The sequence below is a fragment of the Alloalcanivorax mobilis genome (genome assembly GCF_002864685.1).
In the GTDB taxonomy this organism is placed as follows: Bacteria; Pseudomonadota; Gammaproteobacteria; order Pseudomonadales; family Alcanivoracaceae; genus Alloalcanivorax; species Alloalcanivorax mobilis.
Genome location: NZ_NMQZ01000002.1, coordinates 185,520 through 203,437, shown reverse-complemented (window position 1 = coordinate 203,437; position 17,918 = coordinate 185,520). Strand labels below are relative to the sequence as shown.

The window sequence follows — 17,918 nt, the reverse complement described above, 5'->3', positions numbered from 1 at the left end:
CGTCACCTCATTGCGAGCGGGCATAGTAAACGGCTGCAAGCTGCAAGCTGCAAGCTGCAGGTAGGGCTAGCGTGGCGGAAAGGCCGTGCCGGTCGGTGGCCCGTTGAAAGTTAAAGGTTAAAACGCGGGCGGCACCCGACGAGATGGCGAGGCTGTGCCCGCGCTCAGGGGAGTTCAAACTCGTGGTGACCTTCCACGGCCGCCGGCCGCGGGAAACCCCGTCGGCGACGACCTTTTAACTTTTAACCTTTAACTTTCAACTGGCGTCCTGCCTGTGGCTTGCAGCTTCCTGTCCGCTTTCCGCTACAATCGGGTTTCCGAGAACGAGGAGATCCCATGACCACCATCGGCACCCCCTATTCCGACACCGCCACCCGGGTCATGCTGCTGGGCAGCGGCGAACTGGGCAAGGAAGTGGCCATCGAGCTGACCCGCCTGGGTTGCGAAGTGATCGCCGTGGACCGCTATGATAATGCGCCGGCGATGCAGGTGGCCCACCGTCACTATGTGATCAACATGCTGGAGGGTGCCGCTGTCCGCGAGCTGGTGGAAAAGGAGCGTCCGCGCCTGATCGTGCCGGAAATCGAGGCGATCGCCACCGACGAGCTGCTCAAGCTTGAGGAAGAGGGCTTCACCGTGGTGCCCACCGCCCGCGCCGCCAGCCTGACCATGAACCGCGAGGGCATTCGCCGCCTGGCCGCCGAGGAACTGGGCCTGCGCACCTCGCCCTACCGCTTCGCCGGCACCCGCGAGGAATACCTGGAAGCGATTCGCGAAGTTGGCCTGCCGTGCGTGGTCAAGCCGGTGATGTCCTCCTCCGGCAAGGGCCAGAGCACGGTGAAACGCGACGCCGATGTGGAGGCGGCCTGGGAGTACGCGCAATCCGGCGGGCGCGCCGGCCACGGCCGGGTGATCGTGGAAGGTTTCGTCGACTTTGACTACGAGATCACCCTGCTCACCGTGCGCCACCGCGACGGCGTGGATTTTTGCGCGCCCATCGGCCACCGCCAGGAAGACGGCGACTATCGGGAATCCTGGCAGCCGCAACCGATGAACGCCGCCGCCCTCGACGAAGCCCGGCGCATGGCCGGCGCGGTGGCGGACGCTCTGGGTGGCCGGGGCATCTTCGGCATGGAATTTTTCGTCAGCGGCGATCAGGTGTGGTTCAGTGAAGTGTCGCCGCGCCCCCACGATACCGGCCTGGTCACCCTGATCTCACAGAACCTGTCGGAATTCGCCCTGCACGCGCGCGCCATTCTCGATCTGCCGATTCCGATGATCGAGCAACGCGGCGCCTGTGCGTCATCGGTGCTGCTGGTGAAAGGCGAATCCCGCGCGATGCGTTTTGGCAACCTGGAGCAGGCCCTGGCGGAACCGGACACCGGCCTGCGCCTGTTCGGCAAACCGGAAGTCAACGGCAGCCGCCGCCTGGGCGTGGCGCTGGCGCGTGCCAACAGCATCGACAGTGCGCGGGTCAAAGCCAACCAGGTGATCGCCAGCATCAAAGTGGAACTTTAAACGGCGATGCCGGCCTCACCTCAAGTCTGGTTTTTACCAACATGAATCACTCAGGGACGAACAATGCATAGGGATACCAATGTATAGGGACACGCACAGCAAAGCAGTGGGCTACCTGCTCTGGATCTTCGGCTTCATGGGCGCCCACCGGTTCTACTACGGCCGTCAGCTCACCGGCACCCTGTGGTTTTTCACCTTGGGGTTGTTTTTTATCGGCTGGATCGTCGATCTGTTTCTGATTCCGGGAATGGATCGCGCCGCCGACCAACGCTACCGCGCCGGCGCCACCGACTACAACATCGCCTGGATTCTGCTCACCTTTCTCGGCGTGTTCGGCCTGCACCGCTTCTACATGGGCAAATGGATCACCGGCCTGCTCTACTTGATCAGCGCCGGTCTCTTCGGCCTCGGCATTCTCTACGATTTCTGGACCCTCAACGGCCAGATCAGCACCAGCAATATGTTGAAAGGGTCGTTGTAGACGGTTGAGGCGGGCAGTTTGTACTCGAGGAAAGGCCGATCCATCCAAGGACCCGTTGAAAGTTAAAAGTTAAAAGTTAAATGGTCTCGCCTGCATGGCTTCGCAGCGACCTTTGGCCGGGCAAGGAATGGAGTTCACTGCCCACAAACGCGGGCACGGCCTTGCCGGCGGCTCAGGCTTCATTCGCGTTTCAACTTTTAACCTTTAACTTTCAACTCACGCCTGGCCAACAGCACCAGCTCCCCGACACCTGCTCCTAGTTCTTCATCGCATACCGACCCGCACCCAGGAAAAACAACGCGGCGGCGGTGAACAGGTAGAAGCCCTGCAATTCAAGCGCCCAGCCACCCTGGCTGGTGAGGCTGAAGAGCTGGCTCATGTGGGCGAGGAACAGGGCCACCAGCATATTGCCCACGATCAGCGCCGCGCCTACCCGGGTCTGGTAGCCGATGATGATCATGATCGGAGCGATCACTTCACCGATAAACACCCCATAGGCGAGAAAGCCCGGCAGCCCCGCGCCCTGCAGCATTCCGGCGATGCCGCCGACCCCATGCTGCAATTTGAAAATACCGTGCAGAAGAATCATCACACCCAGGGCCAGACGCAGTATCAGCTTGCCCACATCCGCGTTTTGCATAGTTCACTCCTTGAGGGTTTGGCCGTCACGGCACCGTTTGCTGGCTATTGAACGGCTTTCGTGCGGGAAAGGAAAGAGCGCCCCCGCCCCTTTACCAATCTTGCACAATCCACGCGGCAACCGGCTCCGCATCCCGGGCCGCCAATCACGTTTCTCGCGCTTAAATTTCGCCATTCTATTTACATGACGACCATCATCATTATATAAATGACACCCATCATCCAAATGAATCACCCGCCGGGAAGCCATGACACTGGCCGATCCCAGGGAGAAACGCCATGAGAGTGAGCAGAGAACAAGCCGCCGAGAACCGTGACCGGATTGTCGAGGTGGCCGCCAGGCTGTTTCGCGAGCGCGGTTTTGACGGCATCGGCGTGGCCGAACTGATGAACAACGCCGGCCTCACCCATGGCGGTTTCTATGGCCATTTCGACTCCAAGGAACAACTGATGGCGGAGGCCTGCGAGCGCGCCATCGACAGCACCGGCCAACGCTGGCGCAAAGTGATCGGCAGCGCTCAGAAGCCCTCCATGGACGCCCTGGCCAGCCGTTATCTGTCCAGCCGTCATCGCGACCATCCCGGCGACGGCTGTGTGCTGGCCGCTCTGGCCGGCGAGGCCAGCCGTCAAAGCCCGCCGGTGCGCAGTGCGTTCACCCGCAGCGTGGGCCGTTTCATCGACCTGCTGGACAGCGCGCTGGCCGGTCGCCGGGCGGCGCTGCGCCGGCGCAAGGCGGTGGCCGCCACCGCCGCCATGGTGGGCGGCCTGATTCTGGCGCGGGCGGTCAACGACCCCACCCTGTCCGAGGAAATCCTGCATGCGGTGGCGGCGGAATTGCCCGGCACCACCAGCTCCAACCCCTGACCCGACCTTAAGGACCCACAATGAGTAGTCTTGCCGAAATGACCGGCCTGCAAGCCCTTCAACACGCGCTGACCCAAGACAATCACAGCGGCATCGGCCGCACCATGGAATTCACCCTCACCGAACTTGAAGAAGGCCGCGTGGTGTTCGAGGGCACGCCCACGGAGAAGGTCTACAACCCGATCGGCACCGTGCATGGCGGCTACGCCGCCACACTGCTGGATTCCGCCTGTGGTTGCGCGGTGCATTCCACCCTGGCGGCCGGCCAGGGCTACAGCACCGCGGAGCTGAAAGTGGCCTACCACCGCGCCATGACCAAGGACACCGGCGCGGTACGCGCCGAGGGCACGGTGGTCAGCCGGGGCCGCCGGCTGGCGTTCGCGGAAGCGAAACTCACCGACGCCAACGGCAAGCTCTATGCCAGCGCCACCTCCACTCTGATCCTTCTCTGAGACGCTCGCCATGAACCAGGCCGCCACCCTTCGCCCCGCCGCCAATGCCGCCCAGGCCCGTTCCCGGATGATTCTGCATGGGCCGGTGCTGCCCACCATTCTCAAGCTGGCGGCGCCGAACCTGGTGGTGATGCTGGCCCAGGCGCTGGCCAACTTTCTGGAAAGTTATTACGTCGGCCTGATTGGCGTGGACGCCCTGGCCGGCGCGGCGCTGGTGTTTCCGCTGGTGATGCTGCTGATGATGATGTCCGGTGGTGGCATTGGCGGCGGTATTTCCTCGGCGGTGGCGCGGGCCCTCGGTGCCGGACAACAGGACAAAGCCGATGCGCTGGCCCTGCACGCGGTGGTGATCGGGTTGGCCCTGGGGTTGCTCTGCTCGGTGATCCTTCTGGCCGGCGGGCCAGCGATTTACCGGGCCATGGGCGGTGAAGGCGCCGGACTGGCCGCCGCACTCGCCTATTCCAACGCCATTTTTATTGGCGCGGTCTTTCTGTGGCTGATGAACTGTTTGTCCTCGGTGTTACGCGGCTCCGGCAACATGTTGTTGCCAGCGGCGGTGATGACCGGCGGCATCCCCATGCTGCTGGTGCTTTCGCCGGTACTGATCTTCGGCGTCGGCCCGCTGCCGGGTTTGGGCATCGCCGGCGCCGGGCTGGCGCTGGCCAGCTACTACCTGCTCGCCACCGTGGTGCTCCTAATCAGCCTGCTGCGCGGCCGCGGCGGCGTGCAACTCAGCCTTAAGCACCCCCTACGCCGGGCGCTGTTCGCGGAAATTCTCGGCGTCGGTGCCTGGTCCTCGCTGAACACCGTGTTCTCCAATCTGTGCGTGGTGGTCAGTACCTTCTTCGTGGCACGCACCAGCATGGAAGCCCTGGCCGGATTCGGCCTGGGCATTCGCATTGAATATCTGCAGATCCCCATCGTGTTCGGCATCGGCACCGGGCTGGTCGCCATGGTCGGCATGAACATGGGCGCCGGCCAGGTGGCGCGCGCGCGGCGCATCGCCTGGACCGGTGCGTTGGTGGCCGCCGCCGTCACCGAAACCGTGGGGCTGGCGGCGGCCTTGTTCCCGGAAGCCTGGTTGGGCCTGTTCACCAGCGATCCTCAGGCGATCGCCACCGGCGCCGTTTACTTACGCACTGTGGCGCCCGCCTACGGCTTCCTGGGATTGGGTCTGGCGCTCTATTTCGCCGCCCAGGGCACCGGCCGCATGATCGTGCCGATGCTCGCCGGCGTCAGCCGCTTCGTGGTGCTGGCGCTGGGCTGCTCACTGATGGCCTGGCTGTACCCGGGCAACATTCACGCGCTGTGCGCGGCGCTGACCGTGGCACTGGTCGTGTACGCCGCGCTGATGAGCCTGCCGTGGCTGGGCGCGCGCCGCTGATTTCGTTTCCGCAACCGGAGCAAAATGATGAAAGCCGTGATTAGCCGTTATGTCCGTTCACCGTTTCACTTCGCCAACAAGGGCGGCCTGACCGACATCCGCCCGGACGACCTGGCCGCCCAGGTAGTCAAGGGGCTGCTGGCGCGCACCGATCTGGACCCGGCGCTGCTGGAAGACGTGATTCTGGGTTGCGCCTATCCGGAAGGCCCGCAGGGCTCCAACCTGGCGCGCATTGTTGGCCTGCTGGCCGGCCTGCCGGAACAGGTCGGCGGCATGACCGTGAACCGCTTCTGTGGCTCATCCATGTCCGCCATTCACATCGCCGCCGCGCAAATCGAAGCGGGCATCGGCGAGGCCTATCTGTGCGTCGGGGTGGAATCGATGACGATGGTGCCCCAGGGCGGCCTGACCCCCTCACCCAACCCCTGGCTGAAAGAACACAGCGACGCCTACATTTCCATGGGCCAGACCGCCGAGAACGTCGCCCAACGCTATGATATTTCCCGGCGGCGTCAGGAGCAGATGGCTCTCGAATCCCACCAGAAAGCGGCCACCGCCCGTGAGCAGGGCCACCTGCGTGAGGAGATCGTCGCCATTCAGACCGGCGTCAATGAATGGATCACCGAAGACGGCTGCATCCGCCCCAACAGCTCCCTGGAGGCACTCGCCAAACTGCCGCCGGCGTTCGGTGAGCACGGCGTGGTCACCGCCGGCACCGCTTCACCGCTCACCGACGGCGCCTCAGCGGTGCTGGTGACCAGCGATGAATTCGCCCAGCGACATAATCTTTCCCCGCTGGCGCGCATTCGCGCCGTCGCCACCGTCGGTTGCGACCCGGCGGTGATGGGCCTGGGGCCGATCCCCGCCACGCAAAAGGTGCTGGCGCGCGGCGGCGTCGGCGCGGACGATCTGGGCGTGGTGGAAATCAACGAAGCGTTCGCCTCCCAGGCACTGGCTTGCATCGGCGATCTGCACCTGGACCCCGCCACCGTCAATCTGGACGGCGGCGGCATGGCCATCGGCCACCCGCTGGGCGCCACCGGCGCGCGCATCACCGGTAAGGCGGCGGCGCTGCTGGTGCGGGAAAAAGCACGCTATGCGCTGGCCACTCAGTGCATTGGTGGCGGTCAAGGGATTGCCACCCTGCTCGAAGCGCTTTAAAAGGGGGCGCCCAAAACCATCGGTTTCGGAGCAGAAACGCCATACCAACCGGCGAAAACATTTCGCGATCAAGGATCGCTCCCACGCGGCGTTGTCGACACGGCGTCACGCCGTCGCGCTGGGCGCTAAGGAACAACCATGCTGGCTTCCCGTTTTTCGCAGTGTCTTCACCAACGGCACTGGCACTACGCCTGGGTGATCGCTGCGGTGACTTTTCTGACCATGCTGTCGGCGTCGGCGGCGTTGGGGTTGCCGGGCGCCTTTTTGCGGCCGTTGGGCGAGGAGTTCGGCTGGAACACCGAGCAGATCTCCAGCGCCCTGGCACTGCGTTTTATCCTGTTCGGTTTGATGGGGCCGTTCTCGGCCTTGCTGATGGACCGCTTCGGGCTGCGCACCATCATGACCAGCGCGCTGGTGCTGGTGGCCGCCGGTCTGGCGCTGTCCACGCGGATGACCGAGATCTGGCAATTGGTGCTGCTGTGGGGGGTGGTGCTGGGCCTGGGCTCGGGGCTGATCGCCCTGGTGTTGGGCGCGGTGGTGGCCAACCGCTGGTTCGAGAAACGCCGGGGCCTGGTGATTGGCCTGCTCACCGCCAGCGTGGCCAGCGGCCAGTTGCTGTTCCTGCCCCTGGCTGCCTGGCTGATCGAGGTGCTTGGCTGGCGCTGGGCGCTGATGCCGGTGGTGCTGTGCTGTGTGCTGGTGGCGGTGCTGGTGTTTCTGCTGGTGCGTGACCACCCGGGGCAGTTGGGCTTGCGCGCCTATGGCGCCGCCGCCGACAGCCCGCCCGCCGCGGCACCGCTGTCGTTGTCGTTCATGGAGCCTCTGCGCGTGCTGCGCGGCGCCCTGCGCAACCGGGCGTTCTGGGTGCTGTTCGGCACCTTCTTTATCTGCGGACTGAGCACCAATGGCCTGATTCAGACGCACTTTATCGCGCTGTGCGGCGACTTTGGCCTGGCCGCGTTGCCGGCCGCTTCGGTGCTGGCGATGATGGGCGCCTTCGACCTGGTCGGCACGATTCTCTCTGGCTGGCTCTCGGACCGCTTCGATGCCCGCAAATTGTTGTTCTGGTATTACGGGCTGCGCGGGCTGAGTCTGTTCTGGTTGCCGCACTCCGAATTCAGCCTGTATGGCCTGTCATTGTTCGCCATGTTCTATGGCCTGGACTGGATCGCCACGGTGCCGCCGACGATCAAGCTGGCCGGGCGCGCGTTCGGCCCGCAAAAAGCCGGCATGGTGTTCGGCTGGATCTTCGCCGGCCATCAATTGGGCGGCGCCCTCGCCGCCTACGGCGCCGGGCTCTCACGCACTTTGCTGCTGACCTACACGCCGGCGTTGTACGCCGCTGGCGCCGCCTGCCTGCTGGCGGCGGTGGTGGTGTTTCTGATCCGGCGGCCGGCGCCGGCGGCGGCCTGAACAGCCGCCGTCAGCGCGTCTTGCTCGCCTCAGGTGCCGAACGGATAGGTGTCATCCTCGGCGCCACCGGAGCCGGCCACCAGCGGGGTCACCGCCTGGGTGTCACGGAACCACAACCAGGCATCGAACTGAGACGCCAGCGATGCCTTCATGTAGTGGCTCTGCAGCTCGGTCTCGGGCCGGTAGATAACACCAATGAAGCGCTCGCGGCGGGGCTGGTCGAGCCGACGACGGAGCGCCTCGTTGAGCACGCCGCTACGCAGATCAAGGAGAAAGCGCGGCAAGCTGGTGCCCAGTGCCAAATGCTCGTGGCTGTCCTGACGCACCGGGCGCACCGTCTTGATCCGCATCGGCCCGTCCCAATCGTCCGCGGCGGCCACCGTGCCGGCGTGCGTGGACAGCCCCACCAGCGCCGCCTGTTCGCCAAACCGTTTGCGGCATAGCTGGCCCAGGTTCAACTCGCCACGTTGACGCCCCATGTCGGTGGCGCTGGCGTCACCGATGTGCGAGTTGTGTGCCCAGACCACCGCTTTGCTGTCGCCGCCACGCTCGGCCAGAAGATTTTCCAGCGTTTCGAACATGTGGCGATCGCGCAGATTCCAACTCTCCGCCGCGCCGTGGTAAAGGCTGCGATAATAGCGCTCCGCCGACGCCACCAGGCGCGCGTTCTGAGTGGCGTCAAAATACCGATCCTGATCGCCGTTCACGTACTCCAGTTGTTTTTCGAGCAGCGCGCGGAGCTGAGCGATCACCGCTTCTTCGCAAGCCTTCTCGGGTTCGCTGAGCACGGCACGGCCGTATGCCGCCGGCGTGTTCCGCCAAGGGGCAAGGCAGGCGTAGCGTTGTCGGGCGGCACGCGCGGCGTGCGGGTCCACTTCCTCCAGGTAATCAAGCACCGCGCGGATCGAGGCGGACAGGTTATAGAGATCCAGGCCGCGAAAGCCGACTCGCCGATCACTGGTGAGCCCGGCATTGTGCGCTTTCAGCCAGCGGGTGAAGTCCTGTACTTCGCGATTGCGCCACATCCAGGTAGGAAAGCGCTGAAACGGTGGGTCCGGGCCGTCCAGCGCGGGCCGATGGCGTACATAACGATCCATGACCTCGGCATCGGGCCAGTCCGCTTCCACCGCCACCAGGTTGAAACCGTGCCGCTCGATCAGCCGCCGGGTCAAGGCGGCCCGCGCCCGGTAAAATTCGGAAGTGCCGTGGCTCGCTTCCCCCAGCAATACCACCCGGCGATCGGCAAACCGGTCGATGCAGCGGGCGAACGCGGGGTCGTCGATCTCCGGCAACGGCTCCACGGCGGCGGCGATGTCCGCCACCAACGCAGCGTCGTCGTCTTCGGCCGGGGCGCGGGCCGCCGCCGGGGAGCGTGGCCGGCTCGACTCGGCTTGCGCCTCGCTCCAACCCTGCTCGCCGATCAGCGGCACGAAACGCACCGCCTCCAGGTCCTGCTGCTCGAAGCGCTGATCGCCCACCCGGGTGACCCGGATCAGCCGCTGCTGGCGGGGTGTGTCTCCGATCGGCATGACCAGCCGACCGCCCGGTTTGAGCTGGCCCTTCCAGTGTTCGGGCACCTGGCTGCCCCCCGCCGTGGCGATAATGGCATCAAAAGGCGCCTGTTCCGGCCAACCCAGAGTGCCGTCGCCAATGCGCACCTGGATGCCGCCGAAACCGTGTTTTTCGAGCACCGCCCGAGCGTCCTCGCCCAGCCGGGCCAGGCGTTCCACGGTGAACACTTCGATGCCCATCGCGCACAACACCGCGGCGGCATAGCCGGAGCCGGTGCCGATCTCCAGGACTCGCTCGCCAGGGCGCAGGGTGGCCACTTCGGCCATGAGCGCCACGATATAAGGCTGTGAAAGGGTCTGGCCTTCGGCGATCGGCAGCGGCGAATCGTCGTAGGCGTGCTCCCGCATCGACGCGGGCAGAAAACGCTCACGGGGCACCCGGAGCATCGCCTCCAGCACTCGAGTGTCCCTGACGCCGCGCGCGGCGATCTGGCCCACCATGTCACGGCGTTGTTCGATTCTATCTTGCTGTTCGGCTCTGTTTCGCATGGGATTGCCCCGCTGCCAAGTCTGTTAACCGGCATGGTGACAAAGAACACCGCCGGTGCGCCCACGAAGCAAGCGAAAGAACGGCAAAGCTTTAAGAGGTTTTACGATGCGGAACCTACTCTTCCAGCAGCCGCAGCCATACCGTTTTCGCGACGGTCTGGTAATCACGCATGCATTCAATCAGCTGATGGCGAACACCGCCGCCCATCAGGCTTTCTGGCAACAGCGGGTCGTGCAGGATGGTGCGGATCGCCTCGCGCCCCAACAACAGGCTTTCGCGGGCAATCCGCTCATCGGTTTGTCGAGGGAAACGGGCCTGGCTGCGTTGCAAACGGCGGATCAATGAGCGATAGCTGCGCTCCAGGGCTTTCAGGTTCCACAACCCGCGGGCCTGCTGTTCGTCGGCGTCGCTCAATTCGTACACCGCCATCACCAGCGCTTGGCCGGCCAGACCCAGCCCTTGCAGGTCATGTCGCACCGCCGCCACGCCCCCCTTAAGATTGTCCGGCCGCAAATGTAATCCGGCCTTCAATGGGCGAAAGCCACGCAGCAACAGAGCGCGCTCATGGCGGCGCCAGACCACCTTGTGCCGGCGCGGCACGGCGCCGTCGACCACGCCGATCCAGCCTCCGTTCCAGGCCACCGCCTGTTGCTCGCGGCGCAGCCAGTTGTCCACATCGCGCAGCAGGCTGTTGCTCCCCGAATTGAGCGCATAGCTGCCGCGATCGGTGCTCGCCACCTTGCCCTGCTGGCTCAAGCGGCTCAGCGCGACCCGCACATTCTGCTCACGGATGCCGCAGATCATCGCCGCGCGGCACAACGCGGCCACCGGCAGCCGGTGCTGGTCATGGGCCGCCAGCAGGTCCAGGACCAGATCGCTGGCGGAAAGCTCGCCCTCTTCAATGTTACACTTCTTGTCAGTTATGGCCATTTAGTGAAATATATCACCCAGTGTCTAATTGTTCCATTTGATGTAACAAGCATCTCAATACAGGGAGCCGTTTCATGGCCAGCAGCCCGATCTCCGTCATCGTTGACGGCCCAGTGTGCACGATCATCATCAACCGCCCGGAAAAACGCAACGCCGTGGATCGCCCCACCGCCACCGCCTTGCGCCAGGCGTTCGAGGATTTCGACGGCGACGACGCCCTCAAGGTGGCGGTGCTGGCTGGCTCCGGCGGCACTTTTTGCGCCGGCGCCGACCTGACCGCCCTGGGCGATCCATCGCTGCGCAACGAAATGGACGCGCAAGGCCAGGGCCCCGGGCCGATGGGCCCGACCCGCATGCTGCTCAGCAAGCCGGTGATCGCCGCCGTCTCCGGGTACGCGGTGGCCGGCGGCCTGGAGCTGGCGCTGCTGTGCGACCTGCGCGTGGCCGAACGCTCGGCGGTGTTCGGCGTGTTCTGCCGGCGCTGGGGCGTGCCCCTGGTGGATGGCGGCACCGTGCGTTTGCCGCGCGTGGTCGGCCAGGGCCGGGCTCTCGACATGATTCTCACCGGCCGGTCGGTACACGCCGACGAAGCGCTGAGCATGGGCCTCGCCAACCGGGTCGTGGACGATGGCCAAGCGCTGAAGGAGGCGCAAACGCTGGCCCGGCAGATCGCCGCCTTTCCACAGCAATGCCTGCGCGCCGACCGTCTCTCCGCCTACCAGCAATGGGATAACGACCTGCCTACGGCGCTGCGCCAGGAAGGCGCCGGTGGCTATCCCATCGTGCAGGCGGAGGCCATCGAAGGCGCGGCACGTTTCGCCGGCGGCGCCGGCCGGCATGGCGAGTTCGACTGAGCCCGCACGCCAATCCGATAACCAAAACACTATGGGGAGCCATCATGACCACCACCTATCTTGAGCTGATCAAACGCGGCGCCGGCTATTATCCGGAACGCACCGCCATCGTCTTTAACGGCGAGAGCCTCACCTTCCAGGCCACCGACGCGCTCAGCAATCAGCTTGCCCACGCCCTGATCGCGCGCGGCGTGACCCGTGGCACCCGTGTGGCGCTGTTGCTCAATAACAGCCTCTACAGCGTGCCGGTAGACTTCGCCTGCGTGAAAGCCGGCGTCAACCGGGTGCCACTGAACGCGCGACTGTCGCTCAACGAACACCGCAAAATGCTGGCAGAGACCGGCTGCGACTTGTTGCTCTACGGCGCCGATCTGGCCGACCGCGCCAGCGAATTGGCCAACGCCCTGCCGGCATTGCGATGCCACGGCATCGGCAGCAACGAGGGCGGCGGCGATGACCTGCTCGCCGACGCTGGCCAACGCAGCGACCAAGCCCCGAATATCCAGGTCGATGAAAACGACGTCATCCTGACCCTGTTTACCTCCGGCACCACCGGCACCCTCAAGGCCGCCCAGCACACCCAGGCTTCCTACGCCGGCATCTGCAAGAACGTATTGATGAACCTGATCAACGTGCAGCAGGACGACGCCATGCTCCACGCCGCCTCGTTGATCCACGCGTCCGGGGTGTTCGTGCTGCCGTTCTGGCTGCGCGGCGCGCGCACCGTGATCATGAGCGCCTTCGACCCGGACACCTTTCTCGACCTGATCGAAGAAGAGCGCATCACCGCCGTCAATATGGTGCCCACCATGCTGCAAATGCTGCTCGGCCACCCGCGCTTCGCCGAGCTGGACATCACTCACCTGCGCCAGGTGATTTACGGCGCTTCACCGATGCCCCGGCCGATCATCGACAAGGCCATGGAGCTGTGGGGCCGGGAGCGCTTCTGGCAATACTACGGCCAGACCGAATGCCCACTCACCATCGCCGTGCTGCGCCCGGAAGATCATCAAGGCGAGTTGCTGGGCAGTTGCGGCAAACCGGCCATCGACGTGGAAATACGCCTCGTTGACGAAGCCGGCAACGACGTCCCCGCCGGCGAACCCGGTGAAATCGCCGTGCGCGCGCCGGCGATGATGGCCGGCTACCACAACGCCCCCGAACTCAACCGCGAGATGTTCATGGAAGGCGGCTGGCTGCGCACCCGCGACCTGGGGCAATTCGATGAACGGGGTTTCCTGCACCTCAAGGATCGCACCTCCGACATGATCATTACCGGTGGCTACAACGTGTACCCCCGCGAAATCGAAGACATTCTGATGGCCCATCCGGCCGTCGCCGAGTGCGCCGTGGTCGGCCTCAAGGACCCGCAATGGGTCGAGGCGGTCACCGCCGCGGTGGCGCTCAAGCCCGGGCAAAGCGCCAGCGAGGCGGATCTGATCGCCTACGTCACCGAGCGGGTCGCCTCCTACAAAAAACCCCGCCAGGTGGTGTTCATCGACGCGATTCCGAAAACCGCCGTTGGCAAACTCAACCGCAAGGCGCTGCGCGACAGCCTGGGGGATCAAAGCTAACGCCAAATAAATATTACCCGGGTAATATTGACGGATTATTTTATCCGGGTAATATTCTGGCCATCCCAATAGGAGATGCGCCATGACCGCCCCTACCCACACCGCTTTTTTGGGCCAGCGCCTGCTCGCCCGGGGCTCCCTCGCCGAGGTTGCCCTTGCCGTCAAACACGCCGACGCGGACGCCTCGGCGTTACTGATCTTCGAGGATCACAACGGCCGCCAGATCGACCTGGACACCCGCGGCAGCGACCAGCAGGTACAAGCCCGGCATACGCCCGCCGCCGACCAGCCCCGTGGCAGGGGCCGCCCCAAGCTCGGTGTCACCGCCCGCGAGGTCACCCTGCTGCCCCGTCATTGGCAATGGCTCAACGCTCAGCCCGGCGGCGCCTCGGTGACGCTGCGCAAACTGGTGGAAAACGCACGCCGGGAAGACACCTCGCAAGCCCGTGAACGCCGCGACGCGGCATACCGGTTTATGTCCGCCATGGCCGGCGACCAGCCCGGTTTCGAAGAAGCCGCCCGGGCGCTGTACGCGGGTCAGCATGAGCGTCTGCAAAGCCTGACCGGGGGCTGGCCGGAGGACGTGCGCGACCATCTTGAGCGGCTGATTAGCGGCCCCGCACCAAATTCCTTTTAGCGATATATATATAACCAAACTTTACCTTGTTCACTTCCGGGCGCAGACTTTCCCCAGGCACCTCCCCTTTTTCCGCTTGCCTCCGGGAGCAACCCAATGATTCGAACAACGCCTTTTCACGGCCTGGTTCTGGCCTTTCTGTTGATCTCCAGTGTGCACGCGGCGCCCTCCGCTGAGCGCTTGGCCCGCCAGGGCGCCGATGGCGTTGCCGCCTGCGCCAGTTGCCACGGCGCCCAGGGCGAGGGCAACGCCGCCGGCTTCCCGGCGCTGGCGGGCCAGCCCGCCGGCTACCTGACCAAACAACTCCATGATCTGGCCAACGGCGCACGCGCCAACCCGATCATGATGCCCATCGCGAAAGCCCTTTCAGACCCCCAGATCACCGCCCTGGCGGACTACTACGCCGGTTTGCCGGCCACCGGCGGCGGTGGCGCCCGTGACGACCAGGGGGCCGGCCGGGAATTGGCGGTGAACGGCGCCTGGGGCGACAACCAGCCGGCGTGCATCGCCTGCCACGGCGAGGGAGCACGCGGCGTGCCGCCACACTTTCCGGCACTGGCCGGCCAGCACGGCGGCTATATCGAGGGCCAGTTGAAGGCCTGGAAGAGCGGCACCCGGCATGGCGATGCCGGTGGCCTGATGGCGGCGGTGGCGAAACGGCTCGACGACGCCCAAATCCAGGCGGTGTCCGCCTGGCTGGCGGCGCTGCCGCCCAGCGGCGAGGTGCCCGACGCGGCGCGGCCCGACCCGGCGCCCGCCGCGCCGGACGCCCGCCCAGACAGGTTCCAACCACCGCTGCGCGCGGATCTGCCGAACGGCAAGGACGGCGAAGCAATACGCCGCGGCGCCGCCATCTTCAACCAGACCCATCTGCACCCGCAGTCGGCGCCCTTCGTGGGCAACGGCCAGGATTGTTCCAACTGCCATATGAACGGCGGCCGGCAGGCGGATTCCGCGCCCATGTGGGCGGCCTGGGTGCTGTATCCGAAGTACCGCGGCAAGAACGATAAAATCAACAGCATGGCCGAGCGTATCCAGGGCTGCTTCACCTATTCGCAAAACGCCCAGGCCTCGAAAAACGGCGCGGCGCCGGCGGCGGACAGCGCTCTGATCGCCGATCTGCAAGCCTATATGCATTGGCAGGCAAGCGGCGTGCCCACCGGCAAGACCATGAAAGGGCAAGGCTATCCGGAGCTGCCCAAACCGGCCAAGGCCTTCTCGCCGACGCGGGGCAAGGCGCTGTTCGCCGAACATTGCGCGCTGTGTCACGGCGACACCGGCCAGGGCACCGCCATCAATGGCGGCACAGCCAAACGCGATGACGATTACGCCTTCCCGCCGTTATGGGGGCCGAACGCCTACAACTGGGGCGCCGGCATGCACCGGGTGAACACCGCCGCCGGCTTTATCCAAACCAATATGCCCTTGGGCAACCCCGGCTCACTGAGCAACCAGGACGCCTGGGACCTGGCCGCGTACATCAACAGCCGGCCGCGCCCGCAGGACCCGCGCTTCAAAGGCGACCTGGACGCCACCGCGCGGGATTTCCACGCCAACCAGGCAATGGACTATTACGGCCAGAGCGTGGACGGCTATCGCCTGGGCTCGCCCGGCACCCTGGAGAAGTGGATCCACGCTCAATAGACGCGCCACCAGGCCGGCAACAGCGCGCGCGGTCTGGATCGGGGATCATAGAGCCGAGCTAAGATAGCCACCCGAAGTCGACCGGTCTTTCACGGCCGGTCACTTCATTATTTACCTTAAGCAACCTTTACCGAGAGACTTTAGGCAACACACCAAACTAAAACTTTAAAATCACCAAAAGAAAAACACCCAAAGAAAAAATCATTACAAACAAAGCCAACGCACTAAACTTACAACCAATACATGAAACCCAAGGGAAAAGTGGATCATAGTAAACTACGACAAATTTTTTTAGCCGACCGCCTGGACCTTTTCCATTCCGCTTGCTTAGCAAGCCATCATGGAGATCGCGAGATTTAAAAAAATGCAACCGAAAATAGACCTTACCAGAAACCTTATATTCATATCTCCCTACCCAATGCCGATTGACTGAATTCACTAACGCTGCTCGCGCAGCGAAAAAGCGTCTCTTCCTAGCAAAGAAAACCACATAAAGAATAAGAGACACCACCACAAAGATGAGCATCATTTCCGCAACAAGCTGGGAAAGCGGCGATGACAAAGGTAAAGGAAAAGGATTCATAAGCATCCATGCCTTGCCGTCATGGCTTTGCTGAGCTTGGCTCGGGTCATGGTCCATACTTTCTGATCTTCAGTGATAGCGTGCTGATGCGCCTTGGCGACGTTGACGCCGTGGGCGGAGTTGCTTTCTATACTGCACATTTATTTCGACATCTAATTTTCCATGGCGGACATGGCCGCGTCCGAACCCGGCCAATCTCTAACCAGGCAACCCTCTCAAGAACAGCAAAACAGAAACCACCGTGACAAGCACAAAAACAACCGCCCAAGCTATCCCGCCATGACATCTCTTATGGTGATCCGGCGTTGCAATCGGCCAGATTCCAAGAAACCCGGAAAGTGCCGCAATAAAGTAGTAGCCTCTCATCAACCCGCCCGATGAAAGAATCCAGGCGAAGGCGATCAACGCCACCCTGAAGAACCGCATCAGGCCTACCTTCCTTTCCGCGAATACTCAGCCGCCGCCGGTGCGTTGATGCTTTCCTCGTGTCCGCCGGTTGTATTCATAAAGAGCATAAAACCAAACCCTCACCCTTTCGCTCTCCGAATCATATCTTGAAAATCACAGCAGAATCGCCGCCACTCAGACAGGAGATCCAACACCTTCTCTTCGTGGAGGTACTTACCCCTGGAATACAAACTCAGAAAATCTCCATTCTTTCTGAGAAGAGCACCATTCGCAAAATCCTCGAGGCGGCGAACCACCGCATCTAAGTCGCCGTTTAGAGAGCAGGAGCCCCAGACATACCACTCGTCCCTCACTAGCCGAGCTTCTCTCAGCTCAAACCAGGTCTCCAGAATACTCCGTCGCCGCATAAAAAAATCCGGCAAGTCACTGAAGTCGCCGCAAAACGCTAACACTGTCACTTTTGAAAACCCGGTGACCGGCCCACGCCCAACGATACAACCAAGTCACAAACAAGATCCTGACCTTTGGGTGTCACTCCAGAATAGACCTTGCCCCCAAAGGGGACTAAAAGCTCGGCCCTGGAATTTATCCGGATAGCTTTGGGAACGCTCCTTACCTCTGGACGATCAAGAACCTGAAACCCTGCTCGGCAAAAAAAGCGCACCTTCTATTTATCCGTTTACTAAGGGCAAAGCCATAAGCACCAATGCGATCAAAAAATACTACCCATGCACATCAACCCCCATTGCCCCGGCTCGAAGCGCCCGGAGAGCCCGTCTATTATTTTTATCGGCGCGGCCCGACACCCTCGCATCTCGTCTTGAATATTATTGACCGGCACACAGCTTAGATAACATCGTCACAAACCAAAACAGAACACAAACCACCCCCCAGATGCATCGGAATCATAGATGTTGGCAAAGCCAGAGAATAAAAAATACAAAGATACAACAATGGCATTTCTTCATTATTTCTCACGCCTTTCTCAGATCCTTTCCTGGCACCACAAAATATCATTCAGGACACTCACGTGCCGCCATATTTCATGCGCCCCCGGACAATACGAATATCACCCCAAAAAAAATCGCCAACCAAAAAGCCTTTACCCCAACAGCACGACAATCCATATTTTCATTTATATATTTATCAAACTCCTCAGGCTCTCTCCATTCCCAAAAATACATAGCCGCAACCAGTGCTCCCAGCGCCCCAGACAACCACAAAATAAGCGAACCCGCCCCATCTTTTTCATATGCGCTCGACATTATAATTATGGATGCCATCGTATAAAAAAACATTTTCGGAACTATCATAT

The 17,918-nt window shown here is 62.9% G+C and carries 16 protein-coding genes; 11 read left to right on the top strand and 5 right to left on the bottom strand.

Features of this window, described 5'->3' with window-relative positions; all coding sequences use genetic code 11:
* The first annotated feature begins 336 nt into the window (after positions 1 to 336).
* Together purT and CGS25_RS02565 are read left to right on the top strand one after the other, a co-directional pair.
* Positions 337 to 1,518: a formate-dependent phosphoribosylglycinamide formyltransferase gene (gene purT, locus CGS25_RS02570; protein WP_101674499.1), complete on the top strand. Its 1,182-nt coding sequence runs from the start codon at positions 337 to 339 to the stop codon at positions 1,516 to 1,518.
* A gap of 79 nt (positions 1,519 to 1,597) precedes the next feature.
* A complete protein-coding gene (locus CGS25_RS02565) occupies positions 1,598 to 1,999 on the top strand; it encodes an NINE protein (RefSeq protein WP_089031452.1) in 402 nt (133 codons plus the stop codon).
* A gap of 256 nt (positions 2,000 to 2,255) precedes the next feature.
* Here the strand turns inward: CGS25_RS02565 and CGS25_RS02560 are convergent, their stop codons facing one another.
* Positions 2,256 to 2,639 carry a DoxX family protein gene (locus tag CGS25_RS02560; RefSeq protein ID WP_089031451.1) on the bottom strand — a complete coding sequence of 128 codons (384 nt, stop codon included), beginning with the start codon at positions 2,637 to 2,639 and terminating at the stop codon, positions 2,256 to 2,258.
* A 278-nt stretch (positions 2,640 to 2,917) separates the two neighbouring features.
* Between CGS25_RS02560 and CGS25_RS02555 the strand changes: the two genes are divergently transcribed.
* The 5 genes from CGS25_RS02555 (at position 2,918) to CGS25_RS02535 (ending at position 7,912) form a co-directional block, all read left to right on the top strand.
* The gene (locus CGS25_RS02555) at positions 2,918 to 3,502 is read left to right on the top strand and encodes a TetR/AcrR family transcriptional regulator (protein WP_101674498.1); all 585 of its coding nucleotides are present in this window, start codon (positions 2,918 to 2,920) and stop codon (positions 3,500 to 3,502) included.
* A gap of 20 nt (positions 3,503 to 3,522) precedes the next feature.
* Positions 3,523 to 3,954: a PaaI family thioesterase gene (locus CGS25_RS02550; protein ID WP_089031449.1), complete on the top strand. Its 432-nt coding sequence runs from the start codon at positions 3,523 to 3,525 to the stop codon at positions 3,952 to 3,954.
* Positions 3,955 to 3,964: 10 nt separating this feature from the next.
* Positions 3,965 to 5,338 (top strand): MATE family efflux transporter, encoded by a 1,374-nt coding sequence (locus tag CGS25_RS02545; RefSeq protein ID WP_101674496.1) that lies wholly within the window; start codon positions 3,965 to 3,967, stop codon positions 5,336 to 5,338.
* Positions 5,339 to 5,365: 27 nt separating this feature from the next.
* Entirely contained in the window at positions 5,366 to 6,499 is a 1,134-nt protein-coding gene (locus CGS25_RS02540) for a thiolase family protein (protein WP_101674494.1), read from the top strand.
* A 138-nt stretch (positions 6,500 to 6,637) separates the two neighbouring features.
* Positions 6,638 to 7,912: an MFS transporter gene (locus CGS25_RS02535; protein WP_101674492.1), complete on the top strand. Its 1,275-nt coding sequence runs from the start codon at positions 6,638 to 6,640 to the stop codon at positions 7,910 to 7,912.
* 29 nt (positions 7,913 to 7,941) lie between these two features.
* On the opposite strand, the gene CGS25_RS02530 is transcribed toward CGS25_RS02535, so the two are convergent.
* On the bottom strand, positions 7,942 to 9,972 hold the full coding sequence (locus tag CGS25_RS02530; RefSeq protein WP_101674490.1) for a protein-L-isoaspartate(D-aspartate) O-methyltransferase: 2,031 nt from the start codon (positions 9,970 to 9,972) through the stop codon (positions 7,942 to 7,944).
* Between the two features lie 115 nt (positions 9,973 to 10,087).
* On the bottom strand, positions 10,088 to 10,903 hold the full coding sequence (locus CGS25_RS02525) for a PaaX family transcriptional regulator C-terminal domain-containing protein (protein ID WP_089031445.1): 816 nt from the start codon (positions 10,901 to 10,903) through the stop codon (positions 10,088 to 10,090).
* A 74-nt stretch (positions 10,904 to 10,977) separates the two neighbouring features.
* Here CGS25_RS02525 and CGS25_RS02520 point away from each other — a divergent pair, with 74 nt between their 5' ends.
* The 4 genes from CGS25_RS02520 to CGS25_RS02505 all read left to right on the top strand — a co-directional run bounded on the left by CGS25_RS02520 (position 10,978) and on the right by CGS25_RS02505 (position 15,612).
* Positions 10,978 to 11,757 carry a crotonase/enoyl-CoA hydratase family protein gene (locus CGS25_RS02520; RefSeq protein ID WP_101674488.1) on the top strand — a complete coding sequence of 260 codons (780 nt, stop codon included), beginning with the start codon at positions 10,978 to 10,980 and terminating at the stop codon, positions 11,755 to 11,757.
* 44 nt (positions 11,758 to 11,801) lie between these two features.
* Positions 11,802 to 13,331: an AMP-binding protein gene (locus CGS25_RS02515; RefSeq protein WP_101674486.1), complete on the top strand. Its 1,530-nt coding sequence runs from the start codon at positions 11,802 to 11,804 to the stop codon at positions 13,329 to 13,331.
* 82 nt (positions 13,332 to 13,413) lie between these two features.
* Positions 13,414 to 13,968: a DUF2239 family protein gene (locus tag CGS25_RS02510; RefSeq protein WP_101674484.1), complete on the top strand. Its 555-nt coding sequence runs from the start codon at positions 13,414 to 13,416 to the stop codon at positions 13,966 to 13,968.
* Between the two features lie 96 nt (positions 13,969 to 14,064).
* Complete coding sequence (locus CGS25_RS02505; RefSeq protein ID WP_101674482.1) at positions 14,065 to 15,612, top strand: c-type cytochrome; 1,548 nt, start codon at positions 14,065 to 14,067, stop codon at positions 15,610 to 15,612.
* Between the two features lie 157 nt (positions 15,613 to 15,769).
* On the opposite strand, the gene CGS25_RS18955 is transcribed toward CGS25_RS02505, so the two are convergent.
* Together CGS25_RS18955 and CGS25_RS02490 are read right to left on the bottom strand one after the other, a co-directional pair.
* Positions 15,770 to 16,252, bottom strand: a complete 483-nt coding sequence (locus CGS25_RS18955) for a hypothetical protein (RefSeq protein ID WP_157933777.1) — start codon at positions 16,250 to 16,252, stop codon at positions 15,770 to 15,772.
* 1,394 nt (positions 16,253 to 17,646) lie between these two features.
* Positions 17,647 to 17,916, bottom strand: a complete 270-nt coding sequence (locus CGS25_RS02490; RefSeq protein WP_101674477.1) for a hypothetical protein — start codon at positions 17,914 to 17,916, stop codon at positions 17,647 to 17,649.
* Positions 17,917 to 17,918 lie beyond the last annotated feature (2 nt).